Genomic DNA, 19,131 nt, shown 5'->3' on the forward strand with positions numbered 1-19,131 from the left:
TCACTCCTCGTCCACATCGAGCAGCCTGCCCTGGCCCCGGGTGACGGCGGCAAGCTGCCCCACGTCGGGCGGCTGCTCGAAGGCGAACTTCTTTACATCCTGGGGTACTTCGATCGGATAATCGCCGTTGAAGCACGCCAAACAAAAGTGGTCGGCGCTCTTGCCGACCGACTCGACCGCTCCCGCAATGGATAGGTATCCTAGCGTATCGGCGCCGAGCTTCTGGCGGATCTCCTCGATGGTCCATTTTGCCGCGGCGAGTTCCCCGCGCGAGGCCATGTCAATGCCATAGAAGCAGGGGTGCTTGATCGGTGGCGCCGTGATCCGCACGTGCACCTCCTTGGCGCCCGCATCGCGCATGAGCTTGACGATCTGTGTGGTGGTGGTCGCCCGCACAATCGAATCGTCCACCAGCACCACGCGCTGCCCCGCGATATGCTCGACGAGCGGCGTCAGCTTCATCCTCACGCCGATCTCGCGCATCTGCTGGTTGGGCTGGATGAAGGTCCGGTGGATGTAGCGGCTCTTGGTCATCCCTTCGCGAAACGGGATGCCGCTCACCCGGCTGTAGCCTAGCGCCGCAGGGATGCCGCTATCGGGCACGGGCACAACGATGTCGGCCTCCACGGGGTGCTCTCGGGCCAGGGCTTCACCCATCCGCTCGCGCGCCGAGTAGAGCAGCGTGCCGTACATTTGACTATCTGGGCGCGCGAAGTAAATGAACTCGAAGAGGCACATGGCGGGGCGCATTCCGGGGCGTCCCTGCGCGTAGCGCAAGCCATCTTTGTCAATGATCGCCATTTCACCCGGTTCAAGCTCCCGCTCTGGGACGCCGACCACGGGGCCGAAGGCGCAGGTCTCGCTGGCCAGCAGCCACCCATCCCCAACTCGTCCCGCCACCAACGGGCGCACGCCCCAGGGGTCGCGAAAGCCGATGACCATCGTTGGGGTGAGTACGGTCACGCTGTAGGCGCCCCGAATGCGGGCCATCGTGGCAGACACCGCGTTCTCCGGTCCAAGGTGCATATTCCGGACCAGTAATCGGGCGATAACCTCGCTGTCGCTCGTGGTATCGAAGACCTCGCCCTCGGCTTCCATCTCGGTGCGCAGCTTGAGAGCGTTGATCAGATTTCCGTTGTGCGCAACGGCGATGTCGCCGACGAGGCTCTCGCAAAAGATGGGCTGGGCGTTTCGCAACACGCTGGATCCCGAGGTGCTGTAGCGCGTGTGGCCTACCGCCATCTGGCCCTTGAGGGTCTGCAGCACTTCTTCGTTGAACACGTGCCCGACGAGGCCCATGTCGCGGTGCATCCGCACCTTGTCGCCGTCGCTGACGGCGATCCCCGCGGATTCCTGGCCCCGGTGCTGGAGGGCGAATAGCGCGAAGAAGGCGGTGCGGGCGGCCTCTTGGTTGGGCGTGAAAAGTCCAATGACGCCGCACTCTTCCTTCGGCCGGTCCAGGTGGTGGTGCTCCACTGTCGGAGGGTACCCGGGCGGGCGGCAGAGGATGAAGAGTGTGGGCCTTGAGGTGTGGGGTTTGGGGTGAGAGGAATGCGGATGCCAGCTGACGAGTGGGGATATCACGTTCGATGAGACCTCCGTCAATCATCGTTCTTCGAGTGCCCGTAGGGGAATGATGGAGATCGAACGCCCAAAGACGGCAGGGGAGACGGGCGCGAGGATGAGCGATATAGCGCCGATCTATCGCTCATGGTGTGGAACTGGCAGACCTCGGAGCGTTGAGAAGAACAGGGACGGGAAAGGGGACCAGATATTGGCTGCCCCTGTAGCCATGGGCACGCCTCCCGTCGGGCTCTTGTACATTCTGTTCCCCACAATGCTCCGCCCCATCCTCACGTAGAATAACCCCGTGGACCGGATCCTGCTTGCTGCACCCCGAGGCTTTTGCGCTGGAGTGGCCTATGCCATCGAGGTGGTCGACCTGGCGCTCAAAATCCACGGCCCCCCCATTTACGTTCGCCATGCCATCGTACACAACGAGTGGGTGGTTCGTAGCTTTGAAGATCGCGGCGTCGTATTCGTCGAGGACGTAGATGACGTCCCGACAGGCATGCCCGCTGTTTTCAGTGCTCACGGCGTGAGTCCGGCTGTCCGGGAGCAAGCCAAAAATCGGGGCCTGTTGGTCATCGACGCGACTTGCCCGCTGGTCACCAAGGTTCACAACGAGGCCAAGCGCTACGCCGACAAAGGTTACTTCATGATCTACATCGGCCACGCGGGACACGTGGAGGCTGAAGGCACCATGGGCGAGGCGCCTGGGCGTATGGTACTGGTGGATAGTCCCGAAGACGCCGAGAAGCTCGACTTGCCCTATCACGAGAAGCTGGCGGTGCTCACGCAGACGACCCTGAGCGTCGACGAGGTCCAGCGCACGCTCGATGTGCTCAAACGGCGCTTCCCGCATCTGGAAACCCCCGCGAAGGAGGACATCTGCTATGCGACCACCAACCGACAGGCCGCGGTCCGCGAACTTGCGAAGCACTGCCAATTGGTGCTTGTAGTCGGAAGTCAAACCTCGTCGAACTCCAACCGACTTCGAGAAGTCGCTGAGTCCCTGGGGGCGGAAGCCCACCTGATCATGTCGCCCTCAGACATCCGGCCGCAATGGCGGACGAACTACCCGGTCGTGGGAATCTCCTCGGGCGCAAGCACCCCGGAGCATCTGGTGGAAGATGTGATCGGCGAGCTGATCAGGGAGCCAGGGACGGAGGGACAAGGAGGAGGTCTGCGGTCTGAGGTCCGAGGTCAGGAAGAAGAGAGACCAAGGGACGGAGGGACGGAGGGACAAGGAGGCACTGCCTTAGCCTCGCCCCTTTGGGGAGGGGCCGGTGAGCGTAGCGAACCGGGTGAGGGGGAAGCGGGTCCACGCACAACCCCAACACGGCCCACCGTCGAGATTCTCGAAACCGTTCGCGAGGACGTCCGGTTCTTGCCGCCTAGAGAGTTGATTCAGTTGGCGCAAAAGACCTAACAGAGTTCGCTTGGAAATCCGGGGACAGGGGGCCATAATGGACACTATGGAGAAGCTGTTCGACATAGAGCTTTACCCCTGAGAAGATGGTTGGTGGGTAGTCGAATGCCCGTCTCTCCCTGGATGCGTAAGTCAGGGAAAGACTGAAGAGGAAGCGCTGGAGAATATCAAGGATGCCATCGCGCTCTGTCTGCAAACCCGAAGAGAAATGGGCCTTCCTGAGACGGTCAGCCGGCATCACCGTCGATGAGTTCGCGGCAAACCTGGACGCCTAGCCCCGCTTCAGCGCGCCGGTGATCTCGCCCGTTTTCTCGTGAAGCAAGAGCAGCTTCTTGCCGCCGCCGGTCAGCCTCGCTTTGATCTGTGGTTTCTGGCCCTCAGGCATGGCGTCCAAAATCGCCTTCGGCTCCTTCGGCTTGAGCTGGATCGTGTCTCCCTCGATCTTCCAGGAGCCTCTGAACTGGATCATCATCGTCATGATAAAGGTGTTGTCTTCTCTGAGGTTGAGCCTGAAGTTGCCCATCATCTGTCGCATCATCGCCTGGCCCTTCTTCTGCGCCTCGGTCATGCCCGCGGTTGGGGGCTGATAGTCGCCATCATAGAGCCACGAACCGACGACCTTGGATTCGGCCGCCGTCACGCTTCGCTTGCCGACTTCCACACCGGGAGGCGCGTTTCTCACGAAGGTGATGTCCATTTCGTCAGGCCGCTCCTTCTTGCCGGGAAAGAACAGCGCGCTTCCGCGCATGGCGCCCACCATCGGCTCCTTGAACTGTGCGACAAATGCCGCGTTGCCCGCTTTGGCGGCCTCGTCGATGGAGCGGCCCATGACCTTTCGCGTCTGGAGCGTTAGCGTGTTGCCTTTCAGGGTGTAGTCGCCTTCAGCCGCGACACCGGTCAATTCCATCTTGAATTTGCCGCCCTTTTGCAGTTCCAGGGTGTTGATCATGGATTGCGCCACGACGGCCATCTGCTGAGCGTTCTGGCTCATCTGGCTCCCTTCGGTTGGGCTCAAAGCCCCGTACCACTTCCCTTCGATCGAGCCGGCAGCGGCAGGCTTTTCGGACTCTCCCGATGATGGGGGCTCTGTGCCGGCGGGCTCCGCCCCGAGGTTGGGTGAGGTCCCGTTGATCTTGGGCTCTGCTGAAGTCGCCTGGGAGGTTCCGTCGCTGGAGACGGGCGTGTCGGGGTCGGTTCCCGGCGAAGCTGAGGCGGGTTCGTCGGGCTTCTGTGCCGAGCCGCCGGCCTGGTCCTTAGGGGTTGCCTCAGATGAGGGTGAATTCTCTGCGGCGCCGCCGGAGCAGCCGGCGGCGATCAGAGCGAGGGCGGCAAGCCAAGGCAACAGGAGCTTTCGGTTCATGCGCTGATTATGGAAGATGCGGGCGAGGGGACGAGCGTTGTGAACGTTGCGAAAATGGAGGTTACGAGGCGGTGTCGGTGAACCACCGACGAGACGCCTGGGGACGAGAGGACAAGGCCGTGGCGAGGCAACCCTGGCGAGACGCCCGGGCTACAGAGGCTGGGGGCTATAGAGCCAGAATCCGGGAGGCGGATTCCATGTCTTTGTCGCCTCGGCCGGACATGTTGACCAGCACCCGCGTGCCAGGCTCAAAGAGCCCCGGCCGCCTTAGCATCGCGAACGCGTGCGCGCTCTCGAACGCGGCGATGAGCCCCTCGCGCCTGGCGAGCCATTGAAACGCCGACAGTGCCTCGTCGTCGGTCGCCGCGACATAGTCCACGCGCCCCGAGTCCTTCATCGCGGAGTGCTCGGGGCCGACCCCCGGATAATCCAGACCCGCAGACACCGAATGCGTAGGCAGGATTTGTCCATCGTCATCCTGCATGACATAGCTATAAGCGCCATGGAGCACCCCCGGCGATCCTGCGCTCAAAGGGGCGGCGTGATCGGGGGTCTCCAGACCGCGGCCCGCCGCTTCGACACCTACTAGCCGGACTTGGGGATCGTCCACGAAACCGGCAAAGAAACCCGCCGCGTTGGATCCTCCTCCCACACACGCGATGCCGACGTCGGGGAGCCGGCCGTGCCGCTCCAGATACTGCGCCCGGGCCTCGATCCCGATCACCGACTGAAACTCCCGGACCATATAGGGATAGGGGTGCGGGCCGGCCACGCTGCCGATCACATAGTGGGTGTCGCGTACGTTGGCGACCCAATCCCTGAGCGCCTCATTGAGGGCGTCCTTGAGCGTCTTGGTGCCGCTGGAGACTGGGTTTACTTTGGCCCCGAGGAGCTTCATGCGAAAGACGTTGAGCTCCTGCCTCTTGCAGTCCTCGACCCCCATGTACACCTCGCACTCCAGACCAAAGAGCGCGCAGATGGTGGCCGTGGCCACGCCGTGCTGGCCCGCGCCGGTCTCGGCGATGATCCGTTTCTTGCCCATGCGCCGAGCGAGCAGACACTGTCCGATCGCGTTGTTGATTTTGTGCGCGCCCGTGTGACAGAGGTCCTCCCGCTTGATCGAGACGTGCAGACCGGTGTCCTCAGATAGGCGAGTGGCCTCGGTGACCGGGGTGGGCCTACCTACATAGTCCTTCAGCAGCCCATTGAACTCGGCACGAAACTCCTCCGATGCCCAGGCCTCGTCGAAGGCCGTGGCCAGTTCGTCGAGGGCGGGAATCAGGGTCTCGGGGACGTAGCGCCCGCCATAGGCGCCAAACCGCCCCTTGGCATCGGGTCGTTGAGGCATCGGAGCCTATTCTACTTGGGGGCGGGGTGTAGGATTCGGGGTCTGGGGTTCGGGAGCTGGGGTCCGAGGTCCGAGGTCTGAGGTCCGAGGTCAGAATTCAGAGGTCTGCAGGTTCTCAAGTATTCAGGTGCGAAGCGTTACTGCAGGAACCACTTCGCCCTTCACCTTTCGCTCATCTCCCCTCGCGTCGGGCAAGGTCCAGGGACCCGATCTTGGCCTTGAGACGTCTAAACTCTGTTAGCATGAGAGTTGTGAGATTCCTCTTGGTTGTGGCTTGGACGCTGATCGGCGTTCTCGCCGCCGTGCCGCAGGCCTATCAGGCTCAGCCTGGCGAGGTGCTGCTGCAACTCTCTGTCGAGGGCCGGGGCACGATTATGATCCGCATGCAGACCAAAGAAGCGCCCAAGACCACCGAGCACATTCTCTCGCTAGCGCGACGGGGATTCTACGACGGGCAGCGCTTCCACGAAGCGATCCGAACACCCAGGCCCTACCTGGTTCGACTCGGCGATCCGCTCAGCAAGGACCCCTCCAAGCTCGACGACCCCAAAATGGGCACGGGAGGCAGCGGATCGAAGGTCGCGTTTGAGAACTCCGGCCTTTCTCACGACACGGGCGCGGTCGGCCTCGCCACCGTTCAGGGGGAGCGGAACTCCGGCGACAGCCAGTTCTATATCATGCTCGCTCCTGCCAAGTTTCTCGATGGCAAGTACACGGTCTTCGGCAAGGTCGTGGCCGGGATGGACGTCCTTGGGCGTGTCCAGAAGGGCGACGTGGTGACCTCGGCCCGCGTGATCGTTGGGCAAGAGAGAAGCTAGACCCGCGGATCCCCTTTCGCCTTGAGCGCCTCCACCAACTTCCTGACCTCTTGCGCCCGGTCCTTGGGGCACACCAGCACGGCATCGCCCATCACAGAAACCACCAGCCCTTCGCACCCCACCAGCCCCACCACCTGGTCCGAGGCGCCGTTGTAGACGATGCAGTCGTTCGAATCCGCGATCAGGGCATCGCCCACGATGGCGTTGCCGCTCGCGTCGTTGGGCAGGGTGCGGGTCAGCGCGTCCCATGAGCCCACGTCATCCCAAGTGAAGGACGCGGGCACGACCATGACCTTCTTGGCATGCTCCATCAGCGCGAAGTCAATCGAGATGCTGGGAAGCTGCTCGAAGACGTCCGCCGCTTCCGCAGGGCTGCCCAAAGCAAGGTATTCGGCGATGCGATGGGTCTTGGCAAAGGCATCCGGCTGAACGGCCTCCAGTTCGCGCAAGAACGCCGCAAGCGTCCACACAAACATCCCCGAGTTCCAAAAGTGCTTTCCCCCGGCCACGTAGGTTTCGGCGGTTGCCAAGTCGGGCTTTTCCCGAAACGCCGCCACCGGATACGCTACGCCGCTCGGAGAACTCCCGTCGGCGACTTCGATGTACCCGTATCCGGTCTCGGGCCGGGTCGGCCTGATGCCGAGCGTCACCAGGCTTCCGGTGGCTTCGGCGGCCTCGAACGCTGTGGCAAGCGAGGCGCAGAACGCCTCTTCCGGAGCGATCTTGTGGTCGGCCGTCAGGATCGCGAGCGTTGCGTCGGCCCGTCCCTCAGCCAGAAGGTGCGCCGCATGCCAGCAGAGGCACCCGAGCGTGTTACGCTTCGCAGGTTCCACGATCACGTTGGCCTCGGGGACCACGCCGGAAGCCCGGACCGTCGCCTCGATCGGCTTGCCGATGAGTACGGACACATTTCCCTTGCCAACGAGAGGCTCAACCCTCGCCACTGCCTCCTGAAGCAGCGACCGGTTCGGATCGCCGAGGTTCAGGAGTTGTTTGGGCATCGAGGCCCGGGAGGCTGGCCAGAACCTCTCGCCCGAGCCGCCGGCCATGATCGCTGCAAGTCGTGCCATTGCCGGAGATTATGAAGGGAGTATCCTTTTAAGCGATGCCCCGACCGTCCGCGCAAGCAAGGCCCGGCTCCAAGCAACTCGCGGACAGCCGCCGCCAATCGCGACTGCGCCGCACCTGGACCCCGGCGGCGATCCTTGCCCTCATCGAAGCGCTTGAGGCCCGGTACGGGACCGCCGACCCCCACCCGCGCTGCGAGCCGGTGGACGAGCTCATCTCGTGCATCCTCACCCAGCACACGACCGACGCCACGGCCTTCCCCGCCTTTGACCGGATGAAGGCCAAGTTCCCGAGTTGGGAACAGGTGGTGGCGGCAGGGGAATCAGAGATTGCCAACCTCATCCGAACGGTCGGGCTGGCCAATCAGAAGGCCCGCAACATCCTTGCCTGTTTGCGCGAGATCCACGCCCGAAACGGCGGCTACCACCTTGAAAACCTGCAAACCCTGCCGCCGCTCGAAGCCCGGACCTGGCTCATGGAGCTACCGGGAGTCGGCCCCAAAACCGCCTCGATCGTGCTGAGCTTTGCGTTCGGGATGGACGTCATCCCGGTAGACACCCACGTCTACCGTGTGTCCTGGCGGCTGGGGTTGATCCCGGAGGGTTGCGGCGAAAACAAAGCGCACGACCTTCTGCTCGACCTGGTGCCGGCGGGCATGGCGTTTCGATACCATGTTGCGCTGATCCGGCACGGCCGGGAGACCTGCAAGGCGCCCATACCGCTCTGTGAGGCCTGCAATGTCCGAGAGTCCTGCGCTTGGCTTAAGTCCAACGGCCCGGCGAAGCGCCGCAAGGAAATGAGCGCCAACAGGAAGGGCCGAAGCTCATGAGCGGGCAACCCGCATTTCGCGATCCAGAAAAGGCGCATGCGGCCTTGGGGCGCATCGGCGAGCTTTGCGAGCTTGAGCCCTCCGAGGCCTTGAGCAGCCTGCTCACCGCGAACGTCGACCCCGACCGAGCTCTCGGCAACCTTGAAGCCTGGCTTAAATCGGCAGCCAACCCGGCGGCACAGCTTCAGGGTTTGCTCGATTCACCCGGGCTCGGCCGGCTGCTCCTGCAGCTCATGGGCGCGAGCCAGCCGCTTGCGAACGCGCTCATCCAGAACCCCGAGCTGGCCTCGCTGCTCACCGACCCCACCGCGCTCACACAGGACCCGAGCACCGAGATCATCGAGGCCGATGGCGAAAGCCTGCTGGAGTCCGCGACCAGCTACAGCCATGCGCTGGATCGCCTGCGCTACCTGCGCCACCGATGGCTGCTGCCGATCGTGCTGCACGACTTGGCTGGCACCATGCCGCAAGAACAGGTCTGGCTGGGCCTCTCGAACCTGGCGGATGCCCTAATCCGGCTGGCGCTGCGGACGGCCTGGAGGGACTACGCCGTTCAAAAGGGCCTCGAGGGGGCGTGCCCGGTCGCGATCGTTGCGTTTGGCAAGCTCGGTGGACAGGAGCTGAACTACAGCTCCGATGTCGACCTCGTCTACGTGGCCGACCGCGCCTTGGCCGAGCAGGAGGAAAAGCACGCCACCCGCTTCTGCGAGGTTTTTGGGCGAGCCTTGAGCGACAAGATGGGCCGCGGCTCGCTATACAGGGTGGACCTTCGGCTTAGGCCGTTCGGCGGCGCGGGGCCGGTGCTGCAAACACGCCGCGCGGTCGAGGCCTATTACCGGTCGCACGCCCATCTCTGGGAGTGCCAGGCGCTGTTGCGGTCACGAGTCATCGCAGGATCGGAGGATTCTGCCGATTGGTGGGAGCGCTTGCGGCTCGAGCACTGCTTTAGGCCCCTCTGGAGCACCCACGCCTTGGAGGAGATCCTCGACATGCGCGCGCGGACAGAGGATTTCGGAGGAGAGGACGACCTGAAGCGGGGCTACGGCGGCATCCGCGACGTTGAGTTCCTCACCCAAGTGCTCCAGATGATCCACGGCGCGAAAGCCGCCAACCTTCGCGAGCCGAACACCCTGTCGGCGCTCGCGGGTCTCAGGTCGCACGGGCTCATCTCGGAGGAAGACGGCCAGAGCCTCGCTGAGGCATATCGCTTGTTGCGAAAGTCGGAGCACCGATGCCAGTTGGCGGAGGATCAGCACACGCACTCGCTGCCCGCCGATGAAGAAGGCCGCGCCCGCCTCGCCAAGCTGATGGGCTTTTCCGAGTGGACCCCCTATGCCGAAGCGCTAGCCGCGACAAGAAACCAGGTAAGGGAGATTTACGATGCGCGGTTCCCCCGGTCTGTGGTCGACGACGACAGGCTGACGGTCTTGGCCTCCTTGGGAGAAGCCGCGTCCACCGCAGAGGTCTGGTTTGACGACCTGCCCGAATGCGAGGCCTTCTACAAGAGCCTCCACGAGAACCGAGACAGCCTGGAGCGGGTCCGCAAGATCGCGGAGATCGCACCGGTCCTCTCGGAGGTGCTCGCCAAGGATGTGAGTCTGACGGAAGAAGTCCTAAGCGGAGAGGTCCTCGAGCCCTGGGAACCGGGCCGCAAGATCGCCGAGCTGCCTCCCGATGCGACAGACGAACGCTATGCGCTGGCCATCCGGAGCGAATGGACCAAGGCCGCCATCCAGTGGATGTTTGAGCCGTCTTCTGAGCTAGGGCAAGCCATTCAGAGGATCGGCGACGCGGTCCTCCGGTCCGCCATGGAGCGTGTCGGCGCAGAGTTCGACGTCGTTGCGCTCGGAAGCTATGCCTCCGGGGAGCTGGGTCTGGGCTCCGATCTCGATCTGCTGTGGCTGGTGGACACCGCCGAGCGGCACATGGGCGCCGAGACGCAGGCCCAGAAGCTCATGCTCCACCTGGACCGGATCAAGCGGCTCGGCGCGCCGGTGTCGATCGACCTGCGCCTTCGCCCGGAGGGTAGACAGGGGCTCCTGGTCAGGACCTATGCGGGTCTGCGCGCTTACGATCTGGGAGAGATGGAGATGTGGGAGCGCTTCGCCCTCGGATCGGCGCGGAGCGTCTGTGGCGATCCGATGGCGGAAGCGGGCGCTCTCGCATCGGCCTATGCGCTGCCCCTAACGCCGGAACGCCTGACCGAACTCCTCAGCATGAAGCAGCGGATCGAAACCGAGCGGGTCTCGATCAAGCACCGCCACCGCCACCTGAAGCTTGGGCGAGGCGGGCTCTCGGACATCGAGTGGTTCGTGCATCTGCACGAACTCCGGTATCCCACCACCACCCAGGCGGGCACCCGGCGCGAAATGCCGCCTCGGATTCGAACGCTCGGGCACGCCCAACTCATCAATACATTGGAGCAGGAGGCTCTGTTGGAGGCAAGGAAACACCTTCTCGCCACTCGTGATCGTCTGGTTCTCTTGGGGTTTACTCCCGACATCGTGCCCGAAAACCCCGACAAGCTCGACATCCTTGCGCGTGCGGCAGGGTTTGTCGACGGAAACGAGTTCTTGGCCATCCACGAAGACATGACTCATTCGGTGCGTTCCATCTACGAGGAGGGGATCGATCGGCTGCAAAACTGAGCCCGCCGACCTGCCACACGAGCCATGACGCACCTGCTTCTTGCCCTTGGCGCCTACGTTCTTGGCGCGATTCCGTTTGGGGTGCTCGCCGCCAGGCTGCGCGGTGTCGATCTGGCGAAAGTGGGCAGCGGAAGCACCGGCGCGACGAACGTCCACCGCGCGCTCGGCTGGCAATGGAGCCTCCCGGTGTTCCTGCTCGACGTGGGCAAGGGGTTTATTCCAGCGCTCCTCGCAAGGGGTCTCATCGAGGAACATGCGACGGCGTGGTCCCTTGGGATCGGGCTCTGCGCGGTACTGGGACACTGCGCGTCGCCATTCCTCAGATTCAGGGGCGGCAAGGGGGTCGCGACGGGGCTTGGCGCGATCTTGGGGAGTACGCCATTGGCGGCGGCCGGCGCGCTGGCGGTGTTTGTGCTCATCATGGTTGCCACGCAGTACGTGAGCCTGGGATCACTCCTCGCCACAGGCTCTTTGCTCATCTTCGATTACATCTTCATCAGCCCCATCCCGGTGGTGGCGGGCCATGGACTGCTGGTGGCGATGGTCTGGTACCGTCATCGAAGCAACATCAAGCGCCTGAGAGAAGGGAAGGAACCGAAATTCAAGTTCAAGAACAAAGATAGGGCCGATGGCGGATATGATCGAACATCGCAAGACGTTACCAGTCAGATAGGAGGCGCCGTCGTGGAGTGCCCTGATCGACCTGGCAATAGCGGGGAAGACGAGCCATCCGACGGTGAACCGGCTCCGGCCAAGGACGCAGCAGGACGAGAATGCTAGCTCAGTTTGAGAATCCAGGATCGCTGGCCTTTGGGTGCTTCATATGGGCGCCCCTGGCGGTCTGGATCATCTCGCTGGTGCACTGGATGATCATGGGCGAGATCGATGCGATCTCAGGGGTCTTCGGCATCTTCGTCGCCTTTGGCATGGGCTACCTGGGCCTGAATCCGCCCTTTCCTGATTTCGCGATGATTGACTTCGTCGCTGTGCTCGCCACGGTGATCCTGGCGCCCATGACCCGCGTCGCGATGAACCGCTCGGCCCTCAGCGCCCTCGACGTCGAGGCCATCGGCCGCGCCTACGAACTCCTCGCCTCGAAGCCAGACAACTTCGGCGCGAAATTCCGCTTGGCCCGTTCGCTCTACAACAAGGGGATCGTCGGGCATGCGATCGCCATCGCCGACTCGGCGCTCAAGAACGTCCCTGAGCGAATGTTCCCCGAGGAGTTCCGGATGCTCCAGCAATGGAAAGCCCACGCGGGGAAATTGGATGCGCAAGAGCGGATTCGGTGCTTTGAGTGCGGCGTTCCAAACTACCCCGGCGCGGTCTTCTGCAGCCGCTGCGGCGCTCCTTACCTGCTCGACTATGCCCAAGGACGATGGATGAAATCGACGATGGTGAAGCGCGTCCTAGTGACGTGGATCTTCGCCATGCTGTGTGTAATCGGAATCCCCACAGCGGCGGTGACCATGCCGCTGTTTCTGGCGGTTCCGACCATCGTTCTCCTGATGGCCCTTGGTGTGATTCTGCTGGTCTCGGGCTTCAGGGATGGTGGCGGCAATAAGCCTTGAAGAAGCTCGATAGCTACGTGCTGAAAGAACTCGTGCTGCCGTTCTTGGTCGGCACGGTCGCCGTCGTGCTCATGTTCCAGGCGAACATGCTCATCTTTCAGCTCAAAACGTTCTCGGTCTCGAGCGTCCCGCTGACTGCCACTCTCCAAACGATCCTCTATAGCACACCCGGCTTCCTGCGGATGACTCTTCCAGTCGGAACCTCCCTTGCTGCGGCACTCGCCATTTCGCGTCTGGCGAGGGAAAGCGAGCTCAACGCCATGCGCATCGCCGGCGCGCCGCTTCTTAGGATCTGCATCCCCGTGGCGTTCTTCGGGCTGGCGGTCGCAGCGGGCAACTTCTGGATCTCGGAGAAGGTGATGCCCGTGACCGAGGTCGGCGCCCGCAAAATCATGCAGCAGGTGGGGCTCCTCGGCGTCATGCCGGACTTCAAGAGCAACGTCGTGATCAACCTGCCGAACTACTCGGCGAACATCGGCTCCGTCTCAAAGACCAACGACAACACGCTAAGGCTCTACGACGTGATCCTCTTTGAGCGGCCCGATGCCGACGTGATCAGCGTCATCCGCGCCAAAACCGGCGAATACAAGGACGGCGTCTGGACCTTCCACGGCACCAAGTACTGGTGGTTCAAGGGCGACAGCGTCGTGGACTTCAAGTCCGGCAAGCCCGTAGTCATCAACGACCCGATCACCATTTCGGACTTCTTCACCACCGAACTCGACACGGAGTCCAATGCCGCAACCCTGGCTCAGAGCATCGCCGAGCGCAAGAAGACAGGCGTCGATTCCACGTGGGCCCAAGTGCTTTACCACACGCACTTCAGCATCCCCGCTTCCTCGATCATCTTTGCATTCGTTTCACCCGTGTTCGCCGTGCTCTTCGCCCGCAGCGGAAGCTACATGGGTCTCTTTCTCAGCATCCTGATCTGCGGCCTCTACTATAACGCGCATATCGTGTGTACCGAGGTTCTGGGCAGGCATGGCTGGCTGAGCCCCGTGCTGGCGGCATGGGCGCCCAACATCCTCTTTCTGGCTTTGGGAGTGCTGGCGGTGCGGAGGTTGGAGTGAGGCCGCTGCCGGCGGCGATTCTGATGGCGCTTCCCTGCGCGGCGCTCGCACAAAGTGGGGGCACGGGTCTGGCCACCGAGGTTGGAAAGGCGCTTGGCGCAAAGCCGAGGCCCGGCAACCCGCTCGATCCCAAGGGCACCCCTGGGCTACCCGAGCGCGACTCCTCCCTTCCTGAACCCCAGGCGGACGTCAACGTCTTTCAGTTGGTCCAAGCCGATCGTTGGAAACGAGTGGGTGACCAGATCGTGCTCGACGGCGGGGTGCAGTGCCACTACAAGGGCTACGACCTTTTCGCCGATCACATCGAGGGCGACCTCGTCACCAACGTGTTCACCCTCACAGGGAGCGCCCGACTGGTCGGCAAGGACGGGATCGTGCGCGGCGACATCATCACCGCCGACCTCGACGCCAAGACATTTCGCGCAGGCAAAGCCGCGGCCCAGCTCCGTCCGGATCTCCTTCAGGGCCGCGTGGTGGACGACGTCTACATCTGGGGCGCTGAGACCTATGGCGACCCCAAGACCATCCACACCCACGATGGCGGCCTGACAACGTGCAACCTGGACCATCCCCACTACACGATCGACTCGAAAGATATCACGATCCGTACCGGCAAGCGGATCATTCTGAGAAACTCGAAGTTCGTGGTCCTCGGGCGAACGCTTTTTCGGATTCCCTATCTGGCGATCCCGCTCGACACGAAGAGGGAACGATACACGCCCCAGATTGGGAGCGACCCTACCACGGGCTTCTTCATCAAGAACCGCATCGGCATCCCGATCCGGGGCAATAACTCGCTGGACGCCGACCTCGACTATTACTCCAAGCTGGGCTTCGGGATTGGAGGCATTTTCGGCTATGCGGGGAGCGCTTACGACGGCTACCTAAGGGCCTATGGGATCCTCGGCGACACCAACACGGTGGAACTCCGCTCCCAGCACAACCAGGATTTTGGCTCGGGCGCGCAGTTCACGATGTCGAACAATTATCAGCAGCGCAACCAGTTCAACGCACCGCAGAACACGAGCCTGAACACCCAGGCGTCACTCACCCTTCCGAGGGGCGGCCAGGGCCAAGCCCGGGGCCAGAACACGACTCGGCTGACCTTAATACGCAACTCCAACGAGTCGCCATCTTTTTTCAGCAAGAACCAGGTCTGGGGTCTCTACGATCAAGAGCGATGGGGCAAGACGACCTCTGCGACCCTCAACCTTAAGTGGGCCACCTATGAGTCGGGCTCTTCGAACGGCACCCCGGTCCACCGGGAACAGGTCGACGTGCAGGTGCGCGCCCAGCAGGAAACCTCAAAGGGCCAGGCCGAGCTTGAATACTCGCGGAGCATCCCTGTCGGCGAGGTGGCGAACTTCTTCAGCGCGCAGGATAGAACCCCGGTCCTCTCCTTCCGCACCGACTCCCGGAAGCTGCTCGGCGAAGACGCGAAGCCCTGGCTTCCCTTCACCGCCGAAATGAGCCTTGGTGAGTATGCCGATCCGGGTTCAAGGGGCAAGATCACCAGGTCGTTCTTCGATTTCTCTGCCAACCGGGCGATGCAGAGCGGGAAAGGGTTCGGTTTTGGGCTTCAGGGCCGCTTCCGGCAAGGAATCTACAGCGACGACACGGCCCAATTCGCCCTCCAAGTCAATCCGACGTTGCGCTACGGGTTCAGTAACGACACGGGGCTGAACATCCGCTACAACTACTTGCGGGCTCATGGATACTCGCCGCTCTCTCAAGATCGTGTGGGCGAAACCAACCTCGCTACGGCCGACCTGAGCGTTCGTGCCCTGCCAACGCTGAAACTGGGGGTCCAGACCGGTTACGACCTGCTGGCATCGGAGCGCCCCGGCGTGCTTTCCGCTTGGCAGCAGCTCGGCATACGCACCGAATGGACCCCGAACGACGCCTTTCAGCTTCGCGCTTGGCCCGTGTACGACACCGCAAACCGTCGGTGGGGCAACGTCCGCCTCGACGCCGACTACGGGTACGGCGACCTCTATCTTTCAGTGGGCGCCCGGTATGACTCCCCCCGGCACACTTGGGGCACCGTGAACTTCCGGGCGGACGGTTTGACCTTCGGCAAAACGCGCCTGAGCGTGCAGGGCGCGTTCAACGGGTACCTGAACAAGTGGGAGTCGATCTGGTATTCGGCAAGCTACGACCTCCATTGCTGGGAAGCCGTGCTTCAGGTGGCCGACAACAAGACCGGTTTCCGCGCTGGGCAGCAGATCTTCTTTGGGGTGCGCCTGAAGGCGTTCCCGTTCGACACGAGCTTTGGCACCGGCACCCGCGGCCAGCCGATCGGCACGGGTACGGGTATGGGGTACTAGGTCGGGGAACGCAGTGAATCGAAGATCCCGCGCCTTACTGGACCGGGTGATGGTGTCAGGTCTGAGGTCTGAGGTCCGAGGTCCGAGGTCTGAGGTCTGGGGTCTGAGGTCTGAGGTCTGAGGTCCGAGGTCTGGGGTCTGGGGTCTGGGGTCTGGGGTCCGTTTTCCGCTATCCGGTATCCGTCATCAGTGGTCCCAGTATCATCTCTCCCGACCGGGAGAGGTCGGTGAACGCAGCGAACCGGCGGAGGGGACTAGCTGCTCGCGCTAGCGTAGTTCCTTGTCGCATACAGCCAGAACAGCCGAGAAGCGAGGAGCGCGCCGAGCGCCCATGCCACCCCGATGCCGACGTGGATCAAGTTGAGACCGCGGGTGAGCTGGCTCGCCGGGACCGTTGCCAGGAAGGCCAACGGAATCCCATAGGTGAACGCCCTGCGCACCGACATCGGGAAGATGTCGATCGGGTACCGGGCGATGTCGAGCACGGTCTCCCCCAGCACCCACAGGTTGTCCACTCGGACCAGCCAGATGGCGGTGGTCATCATGATCAGGTTCGCCGAATAGAAAAGGGCGATCGCGACCTTGATGAGCAGCAGGTACGCAACCCACTGCCAGAAGCTTGGGTGCAGGCCGGACTGAACGAGGCCGATCACGAGCATCACGATCCCCGCCAAGAGCGCCCCGAGGCGGTCGAAATTGAAGCGTCGCATCGACACCCAGAACTGGGAATCGAGCGGCTTGGTCAGGATGTAATCGAGGGTTCCCCGACGAATGTGTTCGGGGATCTCCATCAGCGAGAAGAACATCGCCGAGAACAGCGCGCTCATCGCAAAACAGGTTGCCACCAGAATGAACGCCTCACCCCGTCCCCAATTGGCGATGCTCGGCGTGTTCCGATAGATCGCCAGAAGCACGAGCAGGGAGAACCCGACCCACGTGGCGTTTTGGAGCAGCTTGGCCAGGAAGTTGGCGCGAAACTCCAGCTCGCGGGCAAGTGAGCTGACCCAAAACGTGCGGTACACGCGCCAAATGCGGGACATCAGGGGGAATATACTGCAACGCGATGCTCGGCCTGCTGCTCAACTATGTCATTTGTCTGGGAATGGCGGGCCTGGGCCGGCGGCTGTTTTCGCGCCTCATCGGGGACCTGGACCCGGCCCTAAGGTGGGGGATGGCGGGGATGCTCGGCTTGGCGGTGCTGGGGTGGGCCACGCTGCCGATAGGGATGATCCCCGGTGGGCTGGCCGTGGGGCCCTTCCTCGTTCTGGGGGGCGCGTTGATAGGCATCGTATTCCTGGTTCAGGCGGCCAAGTTGGAGCGATTGCATGCCACAAAGCCTGTGGGATGGAAACTGGCGATCTCTGCCGCCTTGGGGCTGGCCTTCCTCTTTGCCTTGCTTGCCGCACTGGGACCCATCGACACGATGGAGTGGGATTCGCTCGCGTATCACCTGGCGGTGCCCAAACTATGGCTGAAGGCAGGAACGATCACCTGGACTCCCACGATTCATCATAGCAACTTCCCTTTTCTTGTCGATAACCTCTATCTGTGGGGGCTTTCAGATGCCCTATCCCTGGGCTCCGGTGGCGCCGCCGCCAAAGCCTACAACATCGCCTACGCCCTGTTCGGCTTGCTCGCACTTTTCGGTTTTGCCCGCGCGCGCTATGGCGACAAAGCCGCTTGGTGGACGGCCTTGGCGCTTGTCGCCACACCGGTTGCGCTCTGGGAAATGGGCACGGCGTATGTAGACCTGGCGCATGGGCTCTGGGCGGGACTCGGGGTGCTCTTCGCTGCCCAGTACGCGGCAGACCGCGCCGACAAGAAGTCCCTTTGGTTGGCGGTGTGGTGCCTTGGGTTCGCCGCCGCGAGCAAGTACACCGGCCTTCAAGTGGCCGTCGCAGCGGCCGTTTCTCTCATCATCCTTAGCGCTGCATCGAAACAGGCGGCAGAGGGCCTCAAGGCCGGCGCCCTCGTGGGAATCGGAGCGATCGTCCTCTGTTCGCCGTGGCTCATCCGTAACGTCGTGAACACGGGGAACCCCTTCTATCCGTTTTTCTACAGCGTGTTCAAAGGGAAGAACTGGAGCCCCTGGCACGGCGAGATTTACGAGAACGAGCAGCACACGTTTGGGGTTGGCAATGCCGTCGGAGCACGCGACTGGAAACAATTGCCTCATGCTCTTTTGGGCATGGCCTATCAGCCGGGGCGTTATACGAATCCTATGCCAACCGAGGGCCTTGGGATGCCGAATCAGGCCCTTGGACCGGCGGTGTTCTGCGGCGCCCTGCTGTGGCTGCTCTCGGGCCGGATGCGTCGGTTCGAGGCGTTCACCCTGCTCAGCGTAGGATTCTGCTTCCTATTCTGGTTCGTACTCAGCCAGCAGAGCCGCTACTCGCTGAACATGGGCGTGCCCTTGTGCCTCCTGGCCGGCGCGGCAGTTTCCCAGATTCGGGCTGGGCCGGTCCTTGCGGGGCTCCTCGCCCTCCAAAGTGCTTATGCGTTCTTCTTAATCAAAGTGGCAATCCTCGACGCCAAGCTGCCGGTGGTAATAGGAAAGGTCGCGGCCGAGGACTTCCTGGCCAGTTCAGTGGCCTTCTACCGTCCGGCACAGGAGATCAACAACGATTCGGACGCTCGAGCGGTTGCACTCTATGATGAGGTGTTCGGCTATTACCTAAACAAACCGTATATGTGGGCCAACCCTGGACACAGCACCCAGATTCCCTATGGTTCGATGAAGAGCGGCGCCGACCTTGCCGATGCTCTCGCCAAATTGGGGATCACGCACGTCTATGTGAGCTTCGCCCAAGAGCCGCGCGGCGTGCTGGCGGCGCAGTTTGGCCCCGCAGCCGTCCAAAACGGCATCAAGCCCCCTCTTTCGGCGGATGACCTGAAGGGCATCGAGGCGGAGCCCCAGACCAAGTGGAAAGCCCTGATCATCGATGCGGTGCGGCAGGAACGACTGACGATCCAGTTCACCGCGCCCGTCGGGGTCCTGTTCCGGGTTTCGGATAGGTAAACTCCGATTTCCCGCGCGATATCGGCAGTGCCGCCGAAGCCAAAGACAATCCTCGCGCAAAGCCCCGATTTCAGAGACCAA

14 protein-coding genes and 1 pseudogene are annotated in these 19,131 nt (G+C 62.7%); 10 read left to right on the forward strand and 5 right to left on the reverse strand.

All coding sequences use genetic code 11. The features are described 5' to 3' along the window. Nucleotides 1–1,476, reverse strand: a complete 1,476-nt coding sequence (gene purF, locus HZC36_16785; protein MBI5708642.1) for an amidophosphoribosyltransferase — start codon at nt 1,474–1,476, stop codon at nt 1–3. 394 nt (nt 1,477–1,870) lie between these two features. On the opposite strand from purF, the gene ispH reads away from it, so the two are divergent. Together ispH and HZC36_16795 are read left to right on the forward strand one after the other, a co-directional pair. Beyond that, a complete protein-coding gene (gene ispH, locus HZC36_16790) occupies nt 1,871–2,992 on the forward strand; it encodes a 4-hydroxy-3-methylbut-2-enyl diphosphate reductase (protein ID MBI5708643.1) in 1,122 nt (373 codons plus the stop codon). Between the two features lie 37 nt (nt 2,993–3,029). Further along, nucleotides 3,030–3,242: pseudogene (locus tag HZC36_16795) on the forward strand (type II toxin-antitoxin system HicB family antitoxin). A gap of 21 nt (nt 3,243–3,263) precedes the next feature. Here the strand turns inward: HZC36_16795 and HZC36_16800 are convergent. Together HZC36_16800 and trpB are read right to left on the reverse strand one after the other, a co-directional pair. Beyond that, nucleotides 3,264–4,352, reverse strand: coding sequence for a hypothetical protein (locus HZC36_16800; GenBank protein ID MBI5708644.1), 1,089 nt, complete (start codon nt 4,350–4,352; stop codon nt 3,264–3,266). Nucleotides 4,353–4,518: 166 nt separating this feature from the next. After that, on the reverse strand, nt 4,519–5,700 hold the full coding sequence (trpB, locus tag HZC36_16805; GenBank protein ID MBI5708645.1) for a tryptophan synthase subunit beta: 1,182 nt from the start codon (nt 5,698–5,700) through the stop codon (nt 4,519–4,521). A gap of 242 nt (nt 5,701–5,942) precedes the next feature. Between trpB and HZC36_16810 the strand changes: the two genes are divergently transcribed. Beyond that, nucleotides 5,943–6,518 carry a peptidylprolyl isomerase gene (locus HZC36_16810; GenBank protein ID MBI5708646.1) on the forward strand — a complete coding sequence of 192 codons (576 nt, stop codon included), beginning with the start codon at nt 5,943–5,945 and terminating at the stop codon, nt 6,516–6,518. Here HZC36_16810 and HZC36_16815 read toward each other — a convergent pair. Next, nucleotides 6,515–7,588, reverse strand: coding sequence for a mannose-1-phosphate guanylyltransferase (locus HZC36_16815; protein ID MBI5708647.1), 1,074 nt, complete (start codon nt 7,586–7,588; stop codon nt 6,515–6,517). The two genes, HZC36_16810 and HZC36_16815, sit on opposite strands and share 4 nt — an antisense overlap. Nucleotides 7,589–7,623: 35 nt before the next feature. Here HZC36_16815 and HZC36_16820 point away from each other — a divergent pair, with 35 nt between their 5' ends. From HZC36_16820 to HZC36_16845, 6 genes are read left to right on the forward strand one after another with little or no spacing between them, the layout of a single operon-like run. Beyond that, complete coding sequence (locus tag HZC36_16820) at nt 7,624–8,415, forward strand: endonuclease III (GenBank protein ID MBI5708648.1); 792 nt, start codon at nt 7,624–7,626, stop codon at nt 8,413–8,415. Then, a complete protein-coding gene (locus HZC36_16825; GenBank protein ID MBI5708649.1) occupies nt 8,412–11,063 on the forward strand; it encodes a hypothetical protein in 2,652 nt (883 codons plus the stop codon). Before HZC36_16820 ends, HZC36_16825 begins: the two co-directional genes overlap by 4 nt. 24 nt (nt 11,064–11,087) lie before the next feature. Continuing rightward, nucleotides 11,088–11,843, forward strand: a complete 756-nt coding sequence (gene plsY, locus HZC36_16830) for a glycerol-3-phosphate 1-O-acyltransferase PlsY (protein MBI5708650.1) — start codon at nt 11,088–11,090, stop codon at nt 11,841–11,843. Further along, entirely contained in the window at nt 11,837–12,634 is a 798-nt protein-coding gene (locus HZC36_16835; protein MBI5708651.1) for a zinc ribbon domain-containing protein, read from the forward strand. Before plsY ends, HZC36_16835 begins: the two co-directional genes overlap by 7 nt. Further along, the gene (locus HZC36_16840; protein ID MBI5708652.1) at nt 12,631–13,704 is read left to right on the forward strand and encodes an LptF/LptG family permease; all 1,074 of its coding nucleotides are present in this window, start codon (nt 12,631–12,633) and stop codon (nt 13,702–13,704) included. The genes HZC36_16835 and HZC36_16840 overlap by 4 nt, the downstream gene beginning before the upstream one ends. Further along, the gene (locus HZC36_16845) at nt 13,701–16,031 is read left to right on the forward strand and encodes an LPS-assembly protein LptD (protein MBI5708653.1); all 2,331 of its coding nucleotides are present in this window, start codon (nt 13,701–13,703) and stop codon (nt 16,029–16,031) included. The genes HZC36_16840 and HZC36_16845 overlap by 4 nt, the downstream gene beginning before the upstream one ends. Nucleotides 16,032–16,285: 254 nt before the next feature. On the opposite strand, the gene HZC36_16850 is transcribed toward HZC36_16845, so the two are convergent. Continuing rightward, nucleotides 16,286–17,071: an ABC-2 family transporter protein gene (locus HZC36_16850; protein ID MBI5708654.1), complete on the reverse strand. Its 786-nt coding sequence runs from the start codon at nt 17,069–17,071 to the stop codon at nt 16,286–16,288. A gap of 23 nt (nt 17,072–17,094) precedes the next feature. On the opposite strand from HZC36_16850, the gene HZC36_16855 reads away from it, so the two are divergent. Next, nucleotides 17,095–19,050, forward strand: a complete 1,956-nt coding sequence (locus HZC36_16855) for a hypothetical protein (GenBank protein ID MBI5708655.1) — start codon at nt 17,095–17,097, stop codon at nt 19,048–19,050. The last annotated feature ends 81 nt before the right edge of the window (nt 19,051–19,131 follow it).

The organism is Armatimonadota bacterium (assembly GCA_016223145.1).
Classification (GTDB): domain Bacteria; phylum Armatimonadota; class Fimbriimonadia; order Fimbriimonadales; family Fimbriimonadaceae; genus Nitrosymbiomonas.